Origin of the sequence: Streptomyces sp. NPDC006610 (assembly GCF_040611575.1) — a bacterium.
Lineage (GTDB): Bacteria > Actinomycetota > Actinomycetes > Streptomycetales > Streptomycetaceae > Streptomyces.
The window spans coordinates 101,071-120,776 of record NZ_JBEXOP010000008.1; the positions used below are offsets into that span (position 1 = coordinate 101,071).

General features: G+C 71.6%; 14 protein-coding genes and 1 tRNA gene. 7 read left to right on the forward strand and 8 right to left on the reverse strand.

Annotated features, from left to right (window positions below; all coding sequences use genetic code 11):
* Window positions 1–56: 56 nt before the first annotated feature.
* From ABZY13_RS09050 to ABZY13_RS09070, 5 genes are all read right to left on the reverse strand, one after another.
* On the reverse strand, window positions 57–653 hold the full coding sequence (locus ABZY13_RS09050) for a 50S ribosomal protein L25/general stress protein Ctc (protein ID WP_356628319.1): 597 nt from the start codon (window positions 651–653) through the stop codon (window positions 57–59).
* A 275-nt stretch (window positions 654–928) separates the two neighbouring features.
* On the reverse strand, window positions 929–1,909 hold the full coding sequence (locus ABZY13_RS09055; RefSeq protein ID WP_356628321.1) for a ribose-phosphate diphosphokinase: 981 nt from the start codon (window positions 1,907–1,909) through the stop codon (window positions 929–931).
* Window positions 1,910–2,046: 137 nt separating this feature from the next.
* Entirely contained in the window at window positions 2,047–3,495 is a 1,449-nt protein-coding gene (gene glmU / locus ABZY13_RS09060) for a bifunctional UDP-N-acetylglucosamine diphosphorylase/glucosamine-1-phosphate N-acetyltransferase GlmU (RefSeq protein ID WP_356628323.1), read from the reverse strand.
* A gap of 115 nt (window positions 3,496–3,610) precedes the next feature.
* Window positions 3,611–3,682: transfer RNA gene (locus tag ABZY13_RS09065), tRNA-Gln, on the reverse strand.
* 12 nt (window positions 3,683–3,694) lie between these two features.
* Entirely contained in the window at window positions 3,695–4,567 is an 873-nt protein-coding gene (locus tag ABZY13_RS09070) for a hypothetical protein (protein ID WP_356628325.1), read from the reverse strand.
* A gap of 165 nt (window positions 4,568–4,732) precedes the next feature.
* On the opposite strand from ABZY13_RS09070, the gene ABZY13_RS09075 reads away from it, so the two are divergent.
* The gene (locus tag ABZY13_RS09075; RefSeq protein ID WP_356628327.1) at window positions 4,733–6,043 is read left to right on the forward strand and encodes a histidine kinase; all 1,311 of its coding nucleotides are present in this window, start codon (window positions 4,733–4,735) and stop codon (window positions 6,041–6,043) included.
* Between the two features lie 70 nt (window positions 6,044–6,113).
* Here ABZY13_RS09075 and ABZY13_RS09080 read toward each other — a convergent pair whose 3' ends face one another.
* Complete coding sequence (locus ABZY13_RS09080) at window positions 6,114–6,608, reverse strand: SUKH-3 domain-containing protein (protein ID WP_356628329.1); 495 nt, start codon at window positions 6,606–6,608, stop codon at window positions 6,114–6,116.
* 53 nt (window positions 6,609–6,661) lie between these two features.
* Window positions 6,662–7,192, reverse strand: a complete 531-nt coding sequence (locus ABZY13_RS09085; RefSeq protein WP_356628331.1) for a YwqJ-related putative deaminase — start codon at window positions 7,190–7,192, stop codon at window positions 6,662–6,664.
* Window positions 7,193–7,484: 292 nt separating this feature from the next.
* Here ABZY13_RS09085 and ABZY13_RS09090 point away from each other — a divergent pair, with 292 nt between their 5' ends.
* The 4 genes from ABZY13_RS09090 to ABZY13_RS09105 all read left to right on the forward strand — a co-directional run bounded on the left by ABZY13_RS09090 (window position 7,485) and on the right by ABZY13_RS09105 (window position 13,951).
* Window positions 7,485–8,519, forward strand: a complete 1,035-nt coding sequence (locus tag ABZY13_RS09090; protein WP_356628333.1) for an SMI1/KNR4 family protein — start codon at window positions 7,485–7,487, stop codon at window positions 8,517–8,519.
* A 2-nt stretch (window positions 8,520–8,521) separates the two neighbouring features.
* A complete protein-coding gene (locus tag ABZY13_RS09095; RefSeq protein ID WP_356628335.1) occupies window positions 8,522–11,179 on the forward strand; it encodes an SUKH-4 family immunity protein in 2,658 nt (885 codons plus the stop codon).
* A gap of 262 nt (window positions 11,180–11,441) precedes the next feature.
* A complete protein-coding gene (locus tag ABZY13_RS09100; protein ID WP_356628337.1) occupies window positions 11,442–12,332 on the forward strand; it encodes a cellulose-binding protein in 891 nt (296 codons plus the stop codon).
* A gap of 320 nt (window positions 12,333–12,652) precedes the next feature.
* Window positions 12,653–13,951, forward strand: coding sequence for a glycosyltransferase family 4 protein (locus ABZY13_RS09105; RefSeq protein ID WP_356628339.1), 1,299 nt, complete (start codon window positions 12,653–12,655; stop codon window positions 13,949–13,951).
* 153 nt (window positions 13,952–14,104) lie between these two features.
* Here ABZY13_RS09105 and ABZY13_RS09110 read toward each other — a convergent pair whose 3' ends face one another.
* Entirely contained in the window at window positions 14,105–15,604 is a 1,500-nt protein-coding gene (locus ABZY13_RS09110; RefSeq protein ID WP_356628341.1) for an MFS transporter, read from the reverse strand.
* A gap of 446 nt (window positions 15,605–16,050) precedes the next feature.
* On the opposite strand from ABZY13_RS09110, the gene ABZY13_RS09115 reads away from it, so the two are divergent.
* A complete protein-coding gene (locus ABZY13_RS09115; RefSeq protein ID WP_356628343.1) occupies window positions 16,051–16,839 on the forward strand; it encodes an ABC transporter ATP-binding protein in 789 nt (262 codons plus the stop codon).
* On the forward strand, window positions 16,836–19,415 hold the full coding sequence (locus ABZY13_RS09120) for an FtsX-like permease family protein (RefSeq protein ID WP_356628345.1): 2,580 nt from the start codon (window positions 16,836–16,838) through the stop codon (window positions 19,413–19,415). The genes ABZY13_RS09115 and ABZY13_RS09120 overlap by 4 nt, the downstream gene beginning before the upstream one ends.
* Window positions 19,416–19,706: the final 291 nt, after the last annotated feature.

The window sequence follows — 19,706 nt, forward strand, 5'->3', positions numbered from 1 at the left end:
CGCCAGCCGCTGCCCCCGACGGGGAACAGCGGCTGACGAAACGACGTCGGCGAGGATCAGGCCTCGGCGGCCTCATCGCCCTCGGCGCCCGCACCCTCCGGGGCCTCCTCCGCCTGCGCGGCCAGGACCTGGATGACGACCGCGTCGCCGTCCACCGCGAGCTTGGTGCCCTTCGGCAGCGTGATGTCCTTCGCGTGGATGGAGGCGCCGGCCTCCAGACCCTCGACGGACACCGTCACGGACTCGGGGATGTGCGTGGCCTCGGCCTCGACCGGAAGCGCGTTCAGCACGTGCTCCAGCAGGTTCCCGCCCGGGGCCAGCTCGCCCTCGGTGTGGACGGGGATCTCGACCGTCACCGTCTCGCCGCGCTGGACCAGCTGCAGGTCGACGTGCTCCAGGAAGCCCTTCAGCGGGTCGCGCTGCACGGCCTTCGGAATCGCCAGCTCCGTGCTCTTGCCGTCGATGTCCAGGGAGATCAGGACGTTCGGCGTACGCAGCGCCAGCAGCAGGTCGTGACCCGGGAAGGTCAGGTGCAGCGGGTCCGAACCGTGGCCGTACAGAACACCGGGAACCTTGTTCGCGCGGCGGATGCGACGGGCCGCACCCTTGCCGAACTCGGTGCGCGTCTCGACGGCGAGCTTCACCTCGGACATGTTGATCACTCCTCGCAGAGGTAGAACGGACGGGGTCACCCGGCCAACGAACGGCCTGCTACGAAGAGCGCGTCGATAACGGACCGCCGCAGTCGCCGGAAACACGTTCCGGAACGAGTACGGCCTCCCTCGCCGAGCAACTCCAGCAGGATACTCGGCAGGGGAGGCCATACCCAAAACGATCTTCACGGCGAGCTGGGGCGGGAAGGCGACAGGGCTTGGGAACAGGCTGCAGAACCCTTACTGCACCGGCCTTGCCGACACCCCCACCGCTCCTACTGCTCGTCGAACAGGCTCGTCACCGAACCGTCCTCGAACACCTCACGCACCGCCGACGCGATCGTCGGCGCGATCGACAACACCGTGATCTTGTCCAGATCACCACTCAGCTCACCCGGCGTCGGCAACGTGTTCGTGAACACGAACTCACTCACCCGCGAGTTCTTCAACCGGTCCGCCGCCGGACCCGACAGCACACCGTGCGTCGCCGTCACGATCACGTCCTCCGCACCGTGCGCGAACAACGCGTCCGCCGCCGCACAGATCGTGCCGCCCGTGTCGATCATGTCGTCCACCAGCACACAGACCCGGCCCTTGACCTCGCCCACGACCTCGTGAACGGTCACCTGGTTCGCCACGTCCTTGTCACGCCGCTTGTGCACGATCGCCAGCGGCGCACCCAGCCGGTCGCACCAGCGGTCCGCCACCCGCACCCGGCCGGCGTCCGGCGACACCACGGTCAGCTTCTCCCGGTCCACCTTCTTGCCCACGTAGTCCGCCAGCAGCGGAAGCGCGAACAGGTGATCCACCGGACCGTCGAAGAAACCCTGGATCTGATCCGTGTGCAGATCCACCGTCAGCAGCCGGTCCGCGCCCGCCGCCTTCATCATGTCCGCGATCAAACGCGCCGAAATCGGTTCACGACCCCGGTGCTTCTTGTCCTGACGGGCGTAACCGTAGAACGGCACGATGACGGTGATGGAGCGGGCCGACGCACGCTTCAACGCGTCGATCATGATCAACTGCTCCATGATCCACTTGTTGATCGGAGCCGTGTGGCTCTGAATCAGGAAACAGTCCGCCCCACGAGCCGACTCCTGATACCGCACATAGATCTCGCCATTGGCGAAATCGAAGGCCTTGGTCGGGACAACCCCGACACCCAGCTGCTGGGCGACCTCCTCGGCAAGCTCGGGGTGGGCGCGGCCGGAGAAGAACATCATCTTCTTCTCGCCGGTCGTCTTGATCCCGGTCACAGCACTTTCTCCTCAGAGGTGTCTCAGCCGATCACGACACGACGTCCGAACCCGGACGAACCGACATCGTCACAGCTGGTTGGGGGTGCGGGTGTGCACTTATCACGGTACGCCGTCCCAGACGCACCTGTTTCCGGTCAGCCTTCGCCACCCGGCTCCCGGGACGCCGCCTCGGCCGCCTTCGCCGCCGCGCTCCCCGGACGCTTACGAGCCACCCAACCCTCGATATTCCGCTGCTGACCACGGGCCACAGCCAACGAACCGGGCGGCACATCCTTCGTGATCACGGACCCCGCGGCCGTGTACGCGCCGTCCCCCACCGTGACAGGCGCCACAAACATGTTGTCCGAACCCGTCCTGCAGTGCGACCCCACCGTCGTGTGATGCTTGCTCACACCGTCGTAGTTCACGAACACACTGGCCGCACCGATGTTCGAGTACTCGCCGATCGTGGCATCACCGACATAGGACAGATGCGGCACCTTCGTACCCTCGCCCACGGACGCGTTCTTCGTCTCCACATACGTCCCGATCTTGGACTTCGGCCCCAACCGCGTCCCCGGCCGCAAATACGCATACGGCCCCACCGACGCCTCCGGACCCACCTCCGCCCCGTCCGACACCGTATTGTCCACCCGGGCCCCCGCACCCACCCGCGTGTCCCTCAGCCGGCTGTTCGGACCCACCTCGCACCCCTCACCGAGATGCGTCGCACCCAACAACTGCGTCCCCGGATGCACCACCGCATCCCGCTCGAACGACACCGACACATCCACCCACGTCGTCGCCGGATCCACCACCGTCACGCCGTCCAGCATCGCCGCACGCAACAACCGCTCATTCAGAATCCGCCGCGCCTCCGCCAACTGCACCCGGTTGTTGATCCCCACGATCTGCCGGTGATCCACCGCCACCGACGCCCCCACCCGATGCCCGGCCTCACGCAAAATCCCCAGGACATCCGTCAGATACTCCTCACCCTGACTGTTGTCCCTGCGCACCTTCCCCAGCGCATCCGCCAGCAGCCGCCCGTCGAACGCGAACACCCCGGAATTGATCTCCCGAACCGCCCGCTGCTCCTCGGACGCGTCCTTGTGCTCCACGATCGCCGTCACCGCACCCGACGCCGGGTCCCGCACGATCCGCCCGTACCCGGTCGCGTCCGGCACCTCCGCCGTCAGCACCGTCACGGCGTTCCCGTCCTCGGCATGCGTGCGCGCCAGGGCCAGCAACGTCTCCCCGGTCAGCAGCGGAGTGTCCCCGCACACCACGACGACCGTCCCGTCGACGCCCCCGCCCAGCTCCTCCAGCCCCATCCGCACGGCATGCCCGGTGCCGTTCTGCTCCGCCTGCACGGCGGTGCGCACGTCGGGCGCGATCGCGGCGAGGTGCGCGGCGACCTGCTCGCGCGCGTGGCCCACGACGACGACGAGGTTCTCGGGCTCCAACTCACCGGCGGCGGCCAGCACATGCCCCACCAGGCTGCGGCCGCAGATCTCGTGCAGAACCTTCGGTGTGGCCGACTTCATGCGGGTGCCCTCACCCGCTGCGAGTACGACGACGGCTGCCGGGCGGTTGGCGCTCACGGGATGCCCTTCGGCTGTGGGATGCGGGGTGACGTCCGCAGGATACCGGGGGTGGTTGTGGGGGGCATGAGTACGGGCCCTGACCTTGTGGGTCAGGACCCGAACCGAATAGTTGCTCCCCCGCCAGGACTCGAACCTGGAATGATCCATCCAAAGTGGATAGTGTTGCCGATTACACCACGGGGGAGTGCAAGCCCGGCTAATCGGACATTCCGTCGACCGGCTGGGCGGCTCCCAACACTATGCCGTACCAAGAGCCTTCGATGCGACGGTACAACTCCGCCCCCTTGAGGACTTTGATCACCAGACAGCCGCGGTACGACTCGCCGACGTTCTTGCGGACCGTCTTGGGGTTGTGCTTCTTGACGGTCGTCCTGTTGAACGCGGATCGGTCGGCGCCGACGAGGTCGGCCCAGTACTGTTCGGCGGCCGGGATGTCGGCGGTCTCATGGATCATGACCGTGTAACGGAGGCGCTCGCGCTCGACTCCGAGCAGGTCGAGCCAGGCGAGGAAGACCCGGATCATGCTCGGGTCGCTGTTGACGAACGCGACCGTCTCCCGCCGGCTGTAGGGCTTGTCCTTGCCGCCCTCGGCCCAGTAGAGGCCCACGCCGACCAGGAACAGCTCACGGCTCGTAAGCCTTCCGATCGACTGCTTCGCGGCTTCCTTCGTTCGACGTCGCTCCTCGTCGCGAATGCGCAGCTTCTCCTCCCAGCCGCGGCGAGCGATGGCCGAGGCCTCCTCCGGCGTGCGTTTGCGTTCCGGCTTCGGCAGATCCCGTACCCACAAGGACACCGAGCTCCTGGAGCAGCCCAGCTCCGCCTGGATCCGGTCGTACGTCCACCCCTGGAGTCGTAGCTCGCGGGCCTTCTCGCGGAGGTCGTCCTTGGCGCGGGGGCGCTTGGTCCAGGCCGGTGGGGGTTCGCCCTTGACGAGTTGGTTGAGGACGTCGTTGTTGAAGATCTTCAGTTCGTCGCGGATCTGCCGGAGGCTGAGGCCCGCTCGGCGGAGGGCGACGGCCTGGGCACGCAGGGCTTCGAGGTCCGCGTACTTGCCGGTTGAATGTGCCATGGGCATACCGTCCGTGCGGAATGTGCGATTCCGGTGTCGAACGGGACGGGTTCATCAGTTCGGGGGATATCGAGCGGTTCGGTGGGGTTCGATTGCGGGGCCCGGTGCGGGGTGGTCGGAGAAAGTCGACGGAAAAGGCGTGCGGTGCGCCCGTAGGCTGGGGGCATGACCACGTCGGGGGAAGAAGACGCCGGGGTCCGGTCGGGGCCCTGGTGGTGGAGTCGGCGGCGCAGTGCGGTGCTGGACGGGTGTCTTGCGCTGGTGTCGGCGGTGGAGTGCGGGGCCGAGGGGATTCCGTTCGCGCGGGACGCGGGGATTCCGGTGGCCGCGGGTGTGGCGTTCGGGGTGCTGGCGGGTTCGACGCTGCTGGCGCGCCGGGTGTGGCCGATTGCCGTGGTGCTGGTGTCGGTGGCGATCGCGCCGGCGCAGATGGGGTTGCTGCTCACGGTCGTCGGTCTGTACACGCTGGCGGCGTCGGAGTTGCCGCGGCGGATCATCGGGTCGTTGGCGGGGATGTCGCTGCTGGGCACGTTGGTGGTGACGTTCGTGCGGGCGCAGCAGGACATGACGAGTGGGGAGTTGTCGCTCGGGGACTGGTTCGTGCCGTTCATTTCGATCACGGCGTCGTTGGGGGTGACGGCTCCGCCGTTGTTGCTGGGGCTGTATGTGGGGGCCCGGCGGCGGTTGATGGAGAGTTTGCGGGAGCGGGCGGACAGTCTGGAGCGGGAGCTTCAGTTGTTGGCGGAGCGTGCGGAGGAGCGTGCGGAGTGGGCGCGCAGCGAGGAGCGGACGCGGATCGCGCGGGAGATGCATGACGTGGTGGCGCACCGGGTGAGTCTGATGGTGGTGCACGCGGCGGCGTTGCAGGCGGTGGCGCGGAAGGATCCGGAGAAGGCGGTGCGGAATGCGGCGCTGGTGGGGGACATGGGGCGGCAGGCGCTGACCGAGCTGCGGGAGATGCTCGGGGTGCTGAGGAGTGGTGACGGGGAGGCGGGCCGGCGGGACCGGGCGGGGGTTCCGTTGGCTGCGGTGGGGGTGGCCGCGGCGGTGGCGGCTTCTCGTGCTGCGGAGGAGTCGGACGGGCCGTGTCTGTCCGAGCTGGAGGAGTTGGTGGGGCAGTCGGAGGCGGCCGGGATGGTCGTGGATCTGCGGGTGGAGGGGGAGGTGCGGTCGTATGCGCCGGAGGTGGAGCAGACCGCGTACCGGGTGGTGCAGGAGGCGCTGACGAACGTGCACAAGCATGCGGCGGGTGCGAAGACGTATGTGCGGTTGGCGCACCGGGTGTCGGAGATCGCGATGCAGGTGGAGAACGAGCCGCCGCCGGAGGTGTCGTCGGCGTCGTCGGCCCGGTTGCCGTCGGGGGGCAATGGGCTGGTGGGGATGAAGGAGCGGGTTCTGGCGCTGGGCGGGGTGTTTGTGTGCGGTCCGACGGATGCGGGGGGTTATCGGGTGTCGGCGGTGATTCCGGCGTCGTAGCCGGGGCGGGGGTCTTTGGTGGAGGCCGTCGTGTGTGGGGGTGGGCCGCTGGGGGGTGGCCCGGCTGTGGTCAGGCGGTGGTGAGGCGTTGTGGGGTGAGGCCGGTGATGAGGCCGGTGAGGGCGTGGTCGATGTCGGGGCCGAGGTACCAGTCGCCGGTGTGGTCGAGGGCGTAGACGCGGCCTTCGGTGTCGATGGCGAGTATGGCCTGGGTGTCGGCTTCGGCGCCGAGGGGGCTGACTTCGGTGCCGAGGGCGCGGCCGAGGTCGCCGAGGGTGCGGGCGAGGTGGAGGCCGTGGAGGGGGTCGAGGTGGAGGGTTGCGGGGGCGATTTGGCGGCCGGGGCCGGTGGGGGTGATGTGGAGGTTGCCGAATTCGGCCCAGGCTTCGACGGCGGCGGGGAAGACGGCGTGGCGGTGTCCGGCGGGTGAGGTGTGGCCGCGGAGGGTGTCGGCCCAGATTTCGGCTTGTTTGATGTCCCAGCGTCCGGGTTGCCAGCCGGCGGCGCGGAGGGCGGCGTCGACGGGGACGGCGAAGCGGGTGGTCGAGGTGCGGTCGGTGTGCATCTGCCCTTTGTTCGTTCGGGGTGGGTGGTGTGGGGGTGTGGGGCGGGTGCCGGTCAGGCGGCGGGTGTCGTGGGGTCGACGATGCGGACGCCGAAGTGGGCGCTGAGGGCGGTGCAGGCGCGGCAGGGTGGGGCGAAGCTGCCGTGGAGGGGGTCGCCGTCCTCGCGGATGCGGCGGGCGGTGAGTTTCGCCTGTTTGAGTGATTTGCGGGCTTCGCCGTTGGTCATGGGTTTGCGGGCGGCGCGTTTGCTGCGGGCGGCGTCGGCGTTGGTGAGGTGCCGGGAGATGAGGATGGTCTCGGCGCAGCGTCCGGTGAAGCGGTCGCGTTCGGCGCTGGTGAGGGTGTCGAGGAAGTCCTGGACGAGGGGGTGCAGGGCTGGTGTGTGGTCGCCGCGGGCGGCGGTGCCGGTGAGGGTGGTGCCGCGGACGGAGAGGGCGGCGGCGACGGTGGGGAGTATGCCGTCGCGGCGGTGGCGGAGGGTGGGGGCGTGGGGGGTTCGGGTGGCGCTCCAGCCGATGCGGGGGTCGCCTTCGGGTGCGTTGCCGGGTTCGCCGGCGTGCGGTCCCGTTTGCGTCGCGTTCATGATCGTTTTTCCCCTCCGTGCATCCCCCCGGCGGACACAGAGTGCCAAATGCCGTGGCTGGTGGGGAAGCTGGGGCGGCGCGACACGCCCGTGTTCGGGTGGTCCGTGACGGTGACGTGTCGGCTGGTCACAGCGGGTGGACGTGGTGGCGGGGGTGGTCGGTGGGTGGGTCGGGGCCGCGGTGACCTGCGCCGGTGACCGCTTTCCCGGTACCGCATAGGCTGTCGGCGCACCGCGATGTGCGCGGGCAACGCGCAGGGAAGACAGTCGACACCCGCAGGGGGCAACCGCCATGACGACAGGTCGGCTCGGGCTGGGGTCGCCTCCCGGCCGTCAGGCCGGGGGACAAGCCGTGCCGCCGAACGCGGCGTATGCCGGGCAGGTCGTGCATTTCCCGGATCCGGTCCGGGCGGCGCGTCACCCGAGGGGGGTGCGGGTGGACGAGCGTGGTTACCCGGATTTCTCGCCCTATGCGCGTGCTGCGGTGGAGATCGCGGATCCGCCGGAGGGTTTCGGTGTGGACGAGCTGCGGCTGACGGATTACGTGTCGGCGAACGCGGCGCTGGCGGCGAGTGGGCACGCGTTGTGGGACACGGTGCCGGCGGTGGCGACGCCGCACGGCTGGACGTGGCATCACGTTGCGGGGTCCCGGCGTCTTGAGCTGGTGCCGGTCGAGGTGAAGGCGTTGCTGCGGCATCACGGCGGTATCGCGACGGCGGCCGTCGATCAGTCGAAGCGGGGTACGCGTCCGTTGCAGGAGACGCGTCCGGCGCACTTCGGGCTGCCGAAGTCGGGTGTGGCGGTGTCGGAGGCCCAGGTGCTGGGGGTCGAGGAGGATCTCGGTTACCGGTTGCCGGGGGCGTATCGGTCGTTCCTGAAGGCGGCGGGTGGTTGTGCGCCGGTGGGTACGGCGTTGGACGCCGAGCTGGGGCTGTTGATCGATCAGCCGTTCTTCACGGTGCGTGAGGAGGCGGCGGTCAATGACCTGGTGTACGTCAACAAGTGTCTGCGTGACCATCTGACCAAGGACTACCTGTGCGTGGCGTTCGTGCAGGGCGGTCTGCTGGCGGTGAAGGTGAAGGGCGAGCGGGTCGGTTCGGTGTGGTTCTGCGCGTACGACGACGTGCGGGACGCCGATCCGGCGTGGTCGCCGGCGGAGCGGGTGGAGCGGTTGCTGCTGCCCTGCGGGGAGGACTTCGACGTCTTCCTGTCGCGGTTGGCGGGGTCTCCGCCGGAGCTGGAGACGGTGGCGAATCTGATGGTGGACGGCGGGTTCGCGCGGGTGGCGCCGGTGTCCGGTGCGGTTTCCGGTGGGGGGAGTGACTGACGATGGTGACGTTCGCGCAGGCGCAGGAGCGCGCCGAGGAGTGGATCAACGGTGATGTGCCCGCGTACCAGCATCGTGAGGTGCGGGTGCGGGAGTTCGAGCTGGGGTTCGTGGTGTGGGCCGAGGACCGCGCCGACGGGCCGCGTTCGGACGGGGGCGCGCAGCGGTTGGTGATCGCCCGGGACAGCGGAGAGGCCACGTTGTGGCCGTCGTTGCCGGTGGGTGAGGTGATCCGCCGGTACGAGGAGGAGTACGGCCGTCCGGAGGCGGCCCCGGAGCCTCAGCCGCCGGCTGCGGCGCGGGTGGATCTGAATCAGACGTCGTTCCTGTTGAGTCCGCCGGAGTGGCTGCAGGAGGCGGCGGACCGGTTGGGGATTCCGGACCGGCGGAGTGGCGGGACGGACGGTACGGACGGGGCGGGGGCGCGGTCGGGGGGCGCGCCCGAGTCCGTGGGGGCTTCTGCGGGTGGTTCCGGGGCCGGTGCGGGTTCGGCTTCCGGGGTCGGCGCGGGCTCGGGGGCCGGTTCGGGTTCCGGTTCCGGCGGTGGTGCGGCCTGGCCCGCTGCCGCGGCGCAGGAGGAGGGTGCGCCGGGCACGCCTGCGGGGGCGACTCCGTGGGCGGGTACGGACACCAATGCCGAGGTGGGCGAGGACCGTTCGGTGCCGTTGCCGGCGACGGTGTTCGCGCCGCCGCTGAGCGGCTCGGACGACGAGACGCCGCCGCCCGTGGCGCCGCCGGAGGCGCAGACGGCTTTGATGGCCGGGGGCAGTGGGCTTCCGCCGACGGCGGTGGCGCCGGTGCTGGGCGGGCCGGGAGGGCCTGTGCCGCCTGGGGCGCCGGGTGGACCGGGTGCGTCGGTGTCGCCTGGGGTGCCGGGTGCGCCGGGGATGCCGGGTGGACCGGGCGGGCCCGGTGCGCCGCAGGGCAGTCCGCCTCCGCCGTCGCAGGCGCCGGGTACGCCGCCGCCTCCGCCCGGAGCGCCGGGTACGCCGACGCCTCCGCCGGCTCAGCCGGGCCGGCCGGTGCCGCCGGACGCCGGGGACATCGCCGAGGCCGCGACCAGCAAGGCCGCGCCTCCTCCGCGCCGGGTGGGTGCGACGCCTCCGCCTCCGCCGGGGGCGCCGGGCACTCCGGGCGTCCGCCCGGGGAGCACGCCGCCGCCTGGTGTGCCGGGTGGTACGGGGGGCGCGTATGTCCCGACGCAGATGGTGTCGTCCCTCGGACCGGACGGTCCGGGTCCCGTGCCGCCGCCCGCGCCTCCCGGTGCTCCGGGGACCCCGGGCGCGCCTGCGGCTCCGGGTGCTCCGGGCGCGCCTGCGGCTCCGGGTGCTCCGGGCGCCCCTGGTGGTACGCCCCCCGGCGGTGTTCATCACGCGGCGACGATGCTGGCCGACCCCTCGACGGGCGGGGCTCCGCATCCGCCGGGTGCGCCCGGCGTGCACGGCTCGGCCGGGGGTGCGCGCGGTGCGGTGCACCACGCCGAGACGATGCTGGCCGGTCCCGCGGTCGGCGGCCCCGGCGTGCCCCCGCCTCCGCCGGCTCCCGGTGTGCCCGGCATGCCCGGTCCGGGCGGCGCGCACACCCCGCCGCAGCCGATGCACCACACGCCGCCGCAGCCCGTGCCGCCCGGCCCGCCCGGCGCCGTGCCGCCGCCGGGTGCGTACGGCTATCCGCAGCAGGCCGGCGTGCCCACGGTCGGCCCCGGCTACCAGGCGGTCCTGCGCTACCGGGCGCAGGACGGCTCCGAGCAGCAGCTGATCCGGCGTTCCGCGCCGGGCATGCCGCATCCGGAGTGGCAGATCTTCCACGAGCTGCGCGCCATGAACGTGCCGCCGGACCAGGTCCTGGAGCTGCACACCGAGCTGGAGTCCTGCCAGCTGCCGGGCGCCTACTGCGCGCGGATGATCCGTGAGCAGTGGCCGCAGGCCCGCATCACGAGCATCGCCCCCTACGGCACGGATCACGCGAGCCGTCAGCAGGGCATGCGGCAGCTCCTCGCCCACCAGGGTGAACTGCACCAGGTGGCCGACGGTCCCGCGCGCCCCGCGCCGGTGCGTGCGCCGTTGCCGCCGGTGCCGCCTGCGCCGCCGATTCCGCCGGAGGGCGTGGCGCAGGAGCTGGCGGGGGCGTTCGGGCCGGGGGTGTTCCGGTTCGAGCAGCCTGCGGTGTCCCGGCAGGGCGTGCCGCCGGTCGTCGCGCACACGCTGGTCGTGGCGGGGCTGCCGCTGGACATGGGGCCGTTCTTCTGGGCGCAGGCCCAGCCGGGGCGGCCGGTGCCGACGCTGGCGGAGCTGGCGGCGGAGCGCGGGGTGCAGCCGGCGCCGGACGCGGGCTCGTACCTCGTCATGGGCAGCGATTTCGGCAAGGCCATCTGTGTGCAGTACGGGACCGCGCACATCGTCGCGGTGCCGGTGGAGGCCGGGCCGGGCGGATCGCCGGTGCCGCCGCAGTTCGTGAACACCGGCCTGCCGGAGTTCGCGCGGTGCTTGGCCCTGTTGGGCCGGATGTGGCGGCTGAGGTTCGGGCTGAACCAGGAGCAGGCGGGCCGCTGGACCGTCGACTTCCAGGCACAGCTGGCCGCGCTGGACCCGGCGGCGCTGGGGTCGCCGGAGAGCTGGTGGTCGGTGCTCCTGGAGCAGATGTGGGACGGCCTGCTGTGAGGTTCTGACACCTGCGGGGGTGCGCGAGCGAAGGGGGCGTGCCCGGTCGGACGACGACCGGGCACGCCCCCTTCGCCGTGCGCGGCGTATGGGGTGCGGGGTGCGGTGCGCGCGGGGTGTGCGCGGCGTGTGAAGGGCGGGCTGCGGGGTGTGGCGCGCGCGATGCCCGGAGTGTCGCATTATGAACATTTCCTGCTGGTCCACCAAGATGTGCGCAACCGCAGCGAAAAAGTCATACCCGCATCATTCGAGAGGTCTCGGAATGAGCAGCGCACCGGTGTCACCCCACGGCTTCGTGACCGTCCGGGGGCGCGGCTACCGCCCCGACCAGGCCGATGCGTTCGCCTCGGCGCTCTCCGGCGAACGCGATGCCGCCTGGGAGCGTGCCGCCCGCCTCACGGTGCTGGCGCGGGAGATGGAGGAGGGGCTGGAGGAACTGCGGGAGACGGTGGCGGGGCTCGCGCCGCAGACGTACGAGACGCTGGGGGAGGGCGCGCAGCGTGTGTTCCGGTTCGCGTGCGAGGAGGCGGAGTCCGTGCGCGAGCGTGCGCGGCTCGCGGCCCGGGAGTGTGTGGCGCGGGCGCGGGAGCGGGCCGAGGAGGTGCGCCGGGTGGCGCGGGAGGAGGCGGACGCGCTCCTCGCGGAGGCCGACGCGCGGGTGCGCGAACGGCTGGAGGCGGCGCGCGCCGAGGCCGACGAGATCCGGGTCGCCGCCCGGCGCGCGCTGAAGGAGGAGCGTGCGCGCCGACTCGTCGTGCTGCGCGAGGTGCGGCAGCGGACCGAGGCGCTGGTGACCGGGCAGGAGCGGGAGCATGCCGAGCGCTGGGCGGAGGTGGAGCGGGAGGCGGGGGAGAGCGCGGCGGCGCTGGACGCGAGCAACGCCGGGCGGATCGCGCGGGCCGAGCAGGCGCTGGCGGAGGCGGAGCGGGCGCTGGCCGACGCCGAGCGGGGAGCCCGGCGCCGGCAGGAGGAGGCCCGTGCCCGTGCCGCGGAGATCATCGCGGAGGCCCGGCTGACGGCGGACGGCATCGCCCGCGAGACCGAGCGGGTGCTGCGCGAACACGGGGAGCGCTGGGACGCCGTACAGGCGCAGATGGACGCCGCGCGGAACCGGATCGAGGAGCTGACCCGGCGTCGTACGCCGGTCGAATGACGACTACGGTCGTCCGCCGGTCCGCCGGCCCGCCGGTCTCTGCACGCGGCCTCGGTCCTGGGCGGCCGAGACCTCCGCTGCCTGCGCTGTTCGTCCGACGCGCGGCGGCCGGACAGCAGGGTGCCGAGCCAGCCGGAGGCGAAGCCGAGGGGGACGGTGACGATGCCGGTGGTGGTGCCCTCATGCCGGGCACCAACCTCAATCTCCGGCTCGCCCGTCTCCGCCTTCCCCGTGGCCGACTCCACCCGCTTCCCGTTCACAGTTGTCAAACCGGCCGGTCGGTATGCGCTTTCTGTGCGCCGGCGAGGAACCCGTTCCTCATGCGCATCGCCTTCCTGCTGCACAACGCCTACGCCGTCGGCGGCACGACCCGCACCACGCTGAACCTGGCCGCCGCCCTCGCGCCCCGCCACGAGGTGGAGCTGGTCTCGGTCTTCCGGCACCGCGCCGAACCGTGGTTCGCCGTCGACCCGGCGCTGCGCCTGCGCGCCCTGGTCGACCGGCGGGACGGCTCGGCCGACCGCGCCCACCCGGAGTACGGGCTGCTCGGCGGTCGCTTCCCGCGCGGGGACAGCCGTGCCCCGCAGTACCACCGGCTGGCGGAGCGGCGGATCGTCGAGTGGCTGGGCGCCACGGACGCCGACGCCGTCGTGACCACCCGCACCGGACTCAACGTCCTCCTGGCCGGGTTCGGGCCCGCGCGCGCCCTGCGCATCGGCCAGGAGCACCTCACCCACGACTCGCATCCGCACGCGCTCCGGCGCACGCTCCAGCGTCACTACGGCGCCCTGCACGCCCTCGTCACCACGACAGAGGCCGACGCCCGCGCCCACCGGACCGGCCTGCGCGTCCCCGGCCTGCGCATCCTGGCCATCCCCAACGGCGTCCCCGACCCCGGCGGCCCCTACGCCGACGCCGGCGCCACCACGATCGTCGCCGCGGGCCGGCTGACCCGCGTCAAGCGGTTCCCGATGCTGGTCGACGCCTTCGCCCGAGTGGCCGGCGACTTTCCCGGCTGGACCCTGCGGATCTACGGCGACGGACCCGAGCGCCGGGCCGTCGCCGACCGCATCGACCGGCACGGGCTGCGTGGCAGGGCCGAGTTGGCGGGGCTGGTGACGCCGCTGGAGCGGGAGTGGGCCAGGGGCTCCGTCGCCGCGGTCACCTCGGCGCGTGAGTCGTTCGGCATGACGATCGTCGAGGCGATGCGCTGCGGGCTACCGGTCGTCAGCACCGACTGTCCCCTGGGGCCGCGGGAGATCCTCCGGCACGGCATCGACGGACTGCTCGTCCCCCGCGACGACGTGGACGCCTTCGCCCGCTCCCTGCGCCTGCTCATGGCCGACCGCGGCCTGCGCGCCCGCATGGGCGAGGCCGCGCGAACGCACGCGTCCCGGCGCTTCGACCCGGCGGTGATCGCCGGCCGCTACGACGCCCTGCTCGCCTCGCTGAGCCCGCCGGCCCCAGCCGCCCCGGCCACCTCGCCGACCCCGCCTGCCCCGGCCGCCCCGGCAGGCGGTGGCCGGCCACGGTTCGGTGCGGTGCCTGTGGCGGTGGCGACGGTGCGGATCCGGGGGCAGGCGGTCGGGCGTCGGGTCGCTGGGTGGGGCAGGCGGTGAGGACGGGGTGTGTCCTGGGAGGGGTGGGCCGAACGGTCGGCTGTCCGCGCCGCCTGGAACCTCGGGCCGTCGGTCCTCGGCCCTCGGCCCGGGGACCGTTCGGCCCGAGGACCGAGGACCGACGGCCCGAGGGCAGTTCGGTCCGAAGGCCGTTCAGTCCTTGAGGACCGGGAACCGTCGCGGCGCCAGCAGCAGGAGGGCGAGGAAGGCGAGGGCCGCCGCTCCCGCCGCTCCCAGATAGACGGCGTGGACCGCGTCCGCGATGGCTCTGCGGGTCGTTTCCGAGGCGGCGCCGGTTTCCAGGCCGTGGGCGATGGCGTCCAGGTTCGCCGCGTCGCCGACCCGGGAGGCCAGCACACCGTTGGCGACGGCCCCGAAGAGGGCCGCGCCCAGCGTCTGACCGGTCTGCCGGCAGAACAGCACCGACGCCGTCGCCGTACCCCGTTCCGCCCAGCCCACCGTGGCCTGCACGCCGACGATGAGCGGAAGCTGGAACAGGCCCAGCGCCGCCCCCAGCAGCAGCATCAGCAGCGCAGGCTGCCAGGCCTCGCCCGGATACGGCAGGAGCGGGAAGGCGAGGAGGATCAGGGTGGCCAGGCCGATGCCGAGCATGGCGGAGTTGCGGAAGCCGATCCTGCGGTAGACGTGCTGGCTGTGCGCGGCGGAGATGGGCCAGGACAGCGTCCACACGGAGAGGACGAAGCCCGCGGCGACCGGGCCGAGGCCGAGGACGGACTGGGCGTACGTCGGCAGGAAGACGGTGGGCGCGACCATGAGCAGGCCCAGCGCGCCGAGGGCCAGGTTGACCGCGGCGATGGTGCGCCGACGCCACACCCAGCCCGGAATGATCGGCTCGGCGGCCCGGCGTTCGACCACCACGACGACCACGACCAGGGCCAGTCCGGCGCCGAACAGGCCGAGGGACGGGGCCGACAGCCAGGGCCAGGCCACGCCGCCCTGGACCAGGGCGGTGAGCAGGACGCCGCCGCAGGCGAACACGGCGACCGCGCCCGCCCAGTCGACCCGCGCCCGCGGCACGGACTCCCGCTCGGGCTCGTGCAGGTGACGGACGATCAGCCACAGCGCGGCCCCGCCGACGGGCAGGTTGACCAGGAAGATCCAGCGCCAGTCGGCGTATCCGGCGAGCAGACCGCCCACCGCGGGCCCGGCGACCGCCGACACCGCCCACACCGTGGAGAGCTTGGCCTGGATCTTCGGGCGTTCCTTGAGCGGGTACAGGTCGGCGGCCAGGGTCTGGACGGTGCCCTGGAGGGCCCCGCCGCCCAGGCCCTGGACGATGCGGAAGGCGATGAGCGCCCACATGTTCCAGGCCAGCGCGCACAGCAGCGAGCCCGCCAGGAAGACGGCCGCGCCGACGACCAGCACGGGTTTGCGGCCGAAGGTGTCGGAGAGTTTGCCGTAGACGGGCAGCGAGACGGTGACCGCGAGCAGATAGCCCGAGAAGAGCCAGGAGAAGACGGAGAAGCCGCCCAGGTCGCCGACGATCTGCGGTACGGCCGTGGCGACGATGGTGGAGTCCAGCGCCGCCAGACCCATGGAGAGCATGAGCGCGGCGACGACGGCGCCGCGTCTGCCGGTGTCCGGCGCCCGCCCGGTGGCGGTCCCTCGTATGCCGATGTCCTCCTGGCCCACGGGATTTTCCTTTCCCCTTGCACCTATCTGCCGGTGCACAGCTTCCCACTCGCACCTCATGTAGGGGCAGAGCGCGACTTCGGAGCGGCTTCCCCTAGGGGTACCTCCGCACTACGGATGGGGGCGGGTTCGTACCGGCGGAGGACGAGGCGGCGAGTGCCGTTATTTAACCTGGCTTTACACCGTGAGGGGGGCGGGCACGGGCGGTTGCCGCAGTCCGGGGGGTGGGGTTTTCCCCCGGACAAGTGGGGGTTCAGCCTCATCGAACCGGAGGCGCCGCCGGGGCCAGACTCGTGGTCGTACCGCAGCACGTCTCGTACCGCAGTACATCTCGCACGTCAGCACGTCCGGCACCTCAGCACGTCTCGACCTCAGCACGTCTCGCACCGACCGTACTCGCACGTTCTACGCACGCTTCGACTTCATACAGACATAGGAGAGTTACCGTGACATCGGCTGTAACCATTCCCAGGCACGGGGGCACTGGAGGGCGTACGGCCGTTGCCGCGCGGGCGCGGCAGGTCGTCAAGGCGTACGGGGCCGGGGAGACCCGCGTCGTCGCCCTCGACCACGTCGACGTGGACATATCCCGCGGCCAGTTCACCGCGATCATGGGCCCCTCGGGGTCCGGCAAGTCCACGCTGATGCACTGCCTCGCCGGGCTGGACACCGTCACCAGCGGCCAGATCTACCTGGACGAGACGGAGATCACCGGTCTGAAGGACAAGAAGCTGACGCAGCTGCGCCGGGACCGGATCGGGTTCATCTTCCAGGCGTACAACCTGCTGCCGACGCTGAACGCCATCGAGAACATCACGCTGCCCATGGACATCGCCGGGCGCAAGCCCGACAGGGAGTGGCTGGACCGGGTCGTGGAGACGGTCGGGCTCGCCGGCCGGCTCAAGCACCGGCCGACCCAGCTGTCCGGCGGCCAGCAGCAGCGCGTCGCCGTGGCGCGAGCGCTCGCCGCCCGCCCGGAGATCATCTTCGGGGACGAACCGACCGGAAACCTCGACTCCCGCGCCGGCGCCGAGGTGCTGGGCTTCCTGCGCAAGTCGGTGGACGAACTGGGCCAGACGATCGTGATGGTCACGCACGACCCGGTCGCCGCCTCCTACGCCGACCGTGTGCTCTACCTGGCCGACGGCCGGATCGTGGACGAGATGTTCAAGCCGACCGCCGAGGCCGTCCTGGACCGCATGAAGGACTTCGACGCCCGGGGGCGCACGTCATGACCGTGCTCAAGACCTCGATGCGCAACTTCTTCGCGCACAAGGGGCGCATGGCGCTGTCGGCGGTGGCCGTGCTGCTGTCGGTGGGCTTCGTGACCGGCACGCTGGTCTTCACCGACACCATGACGACGACGTTCGACAAGCTGTTCACCGCCACCTCCTCCGACGTCACGGTCAGCGCCAAGGGCTCCTCGGACACCGGGGAGACCACCTCCGACACCGGCAGGCCGCCGGTGCTGCCGGCCTCCGTCGTGGACGAGGTGCGGGCGACGGAGGGCGTCAAGTCGGCCGAGGGGACCGTCTTCTCCACCTCGGTGACCGTGGTGGACGCCGACAAGGACAGTCTGTCGCCCACCAGCGGCGCCCCCACCATCGTCGGCGGCTGGAACGCCAACGAGGCCCGCACCATGAAGATCACCGAGGGAGCCGCGCCGAAGGGCGCCGACCAGGTGATGGTGGACGGGGACACCGCCGACAAGCACGACCTCAAGCTCGGCGACGAGATCGCCGTGATCACCGTGGTCGGCACGCACACCGCGAAGATCTCCGGCATCGCCGACTTCACCGTCACCAACCCCGGCGCCGCGATCTTCTACCTGGACGTCGCCACCGCCCAGAAGACCCTCGTCGGCGAGAGCGACGTCTTCACCAACATCAACGTCACCGCCGAGGCCGGCTTCAGCGACGCGGCCCTCAAGCGCAACGTCGTCGCCGCGCTCGGCGGCGGCTACAAGGTGCAGACCGCCCAGGAGGTCGCCGACGCCAACGCCGAGCAGATCGGCGAGTTCATGGGCGTCATCAAGTACGCCATGCTCGGCTTCGCCGGGATCGCCTTCCTGGTCGGCGTCTTCCTGATCATCAACACCTTCTCCATGCTGGTCGCCCAGCGCACCCGCGAGATCGGGCTGATGCGGGCCATCGGCTCCAGCCGCAAGCAGGTCAACCGGTCGGTGCTGGTGGAGGCCCTGCTGCTCGGCTTCTTCGGGGCGCTGCTCGGAGTGGGCGCGGGCGTCGGCATCGCCGTCGGGCTGATGAAGCTCATGAGCATGACCGGCATGAAGCTGTCCACCGACGATCTGACGATCGCCTGGACGACGCCGGTGATCGGCATGGTCCTCGGCGTGGTCGTCACCGTCCTCGCCGCCTACCTGCCCGCCCGCCGCGCCGGCAAGGTCTCCCCGATGGCCGCCCTGCGCGACGCCGGTGCGCCCGCCGACGCCCGGGCCGGCCGGATCCGCGCGGTGCTCGGCATCGTCCTCACCGGCGTCGGCGCGGGCGCGCTGTACCTGGCGGGCGCCGCCGACACGGCGAGCGACGGGTCGCTGTGGCTGGGCCTGGGCGTGGTGCTGAGCCTGATCGGGTTCGTGGTGATCGGGCCGGTGCTGGCCGCGGGCGTGGTCCGGGTGCTGGGCGCGCTCGTGCTGCGGGTCTTCGGCCCGGTGGGCCGGATGGCCGAGCGCAACGCGCTGCGCAACCCGCGCCGCACCGGCGCCACCGGCGCCGCCCTGATGATCGGTCTGGCGCTCGTCGCCTGCCTGTCGGTGGTCGGCTCCTCCATGGTCGCCTCGGCCACGGACCAGCTCGACAAATCCGTCGGCACCGACTTCATCATCCAGTCCGACAGCGGACAGCTGATCACCCCGCAGGCGGTCGCCGCCGTCAAGGAGACGCCCGGTCTCGACCGGGTCACCGAGTACAAGGTTCTCGAGGCCGACCTCGTCACGCCCGACGGCAAGGTCTCCAAGAACGAGACGATCAACGCCGCCGACCCGACCTACGCCGAGGACGTGCGCACCGAGACCGTCGCCGGCGACCTCGCCGACGCCTACGGGCCGAACTCGATGTCCGTCTTCGAGGGCTTCGCCGAGGAGCACGGACTGACCGTCGGCTCCAAGGTGAAGGTCCACTTCCGCGACGGAGGCACCGCCACCCTCACCGTCCGCGCCATCACCAGCGACGAGGTGGTCATCGACAAGGGCGCGATGTACGCGTCCATCACCACGGTCGCCGAGCACGTCCCGGCCGAGAAGATGCCGCTGGACATCATGGTCTTCGCCGCGGCGAAGGAAGGACAGCAGGACGCCGCCTACAAGGCCCTGAAGTCCGCGCTGCACGACTACCCGCAGTACACGGTCCGCGACCAGACCGACTACAAGGAAGCCCTCAAGGACCAGATCGGCCAGCTCCTCAACATGATCTACGGCCTGCTGGCCCTCGCGATCATCGTCGCGGTGCTCGGCGTCGTGAACACCCTCGCCCTGTCGGTGGTGGAGCGGACCCGGGAGATAGGCCTGATGCGGGCCATCGGCCTCTCGCGCCGGCAACTGCGCCGCATGATCCGCCTGGAGTCGGTCGTCATCGCCCTCTTCGGCGCCCTGCTGGGGCTCGGACTGGGCATGGGCTGGGGCGCCACCGCCCAGCAGCTGCTGGCTCTGGAGGGTCTGACCGTCCTGGAGATCCCCTGGCCCACCATCGGCGGAGTCTTCGTCGCCTCGGCCTTCGTGGGCCTGTTCGCCGCCCTCATCCCGGCCTTCCGGGCCGGCCGGATGAACGTCCTGAACGCCATAGCAACGGATTAGGGCCCGAGAGCAACGGATCCGGGCTCGAGAGCAACGGATCCGGGCTCGAGAGCAACAGATTGGGGCCCCGCGGCGCAGTACAAGAGGGGGAGTGGGACACGGGGAATCCGAGCCACCGCATACGGGGGTTGCGGAGGAAGGCCGGGCCCGGCGGAGAAGTCCGCCGGGCCCGGCCCACGCAGTGCGCCGGGTGATCGGCGCGAGGGCGACGTACCCTGGAGACACCCCGGCCCGCCCCGCGCGTCGGGTCCTTCGCGTTGCCCCCGGCATCTCGGCCCGGAACACCCCGGC

Bases quoted from the DNA above. Each gene is read 5' to 3' on its own strand.
- ABZY13_RS09120 (WP_356628345.1), top strand. From the start codon at position 16,836: ATGACCGTGCTCAAGACCTCGATGCGCAACTTCTTCGCGCACAAGGGG.
- ABZY13_RS09075 (WP_356628327.1), top strand. From the start codon at position 4,733: ATGACCACGTCGGGGGAAGAAGACGCCGGGGTCCGGTCGGGGCCCTGG.
- ABZY13_RS09100 (WP_356628337.1), top strand. From the start codon at position 11,442: ATGAGCAGCGCACCGGTGTCACCCCACGGCTTCGTGACCGTCCGGGGG.
- ABZY13_RS09080 (WP_356628329.1), bottom strand. From the start codon at position 6,608: ATGCACACCGACCGCACCTCGACCACCCGCTTCGCCGTCCCCGTCGAC.
- ABZY13_RS09095 (WP_356628335.1), top strand. From the start codon at position 8,522: ATGGTGACGTTCGCGCAGGCGCAGGAGCGCGCCGAGGAGTGGATCAAC.
- ABZY13_RS09090 (WP_356628333.1), top strand. From the start codon at position 7,485: ATGACGACAGGTCGGCTCGGGCTGGGGTCGCCTCCCGGCCGTCAGGCC.
- ABZY13_RS09050 (WP_356628319.1), bottom strand. From the start codon at position 653: ATGTCCGAGGTGAAGCTCGCCGTCGAGACGCGCACCGAGTTCGGCAAG.
- ABZY13_RS09105 (WP_356628339.1), top strand. From the start codon at position 12,653: ATGCGCATCGCCTTCCTGCTGCACAACGCCTACGCCGTCGGCGGCACG.
- ABZY13_RS09070 (WP_356628325.1), bottom strand. From the start codon at position 4,567: ATGGCACATTCAACCGGCAAGTACGCGGACCTCGAAGCCCTGCGTGCC.
- ABZY13_RS09085 (WP_356628331.1), bottom strand. From the start codon at position 7,192: ATGAACGCGACGCAAACGGGACCGCACGCCGGCGAACCCGGCAACGCA.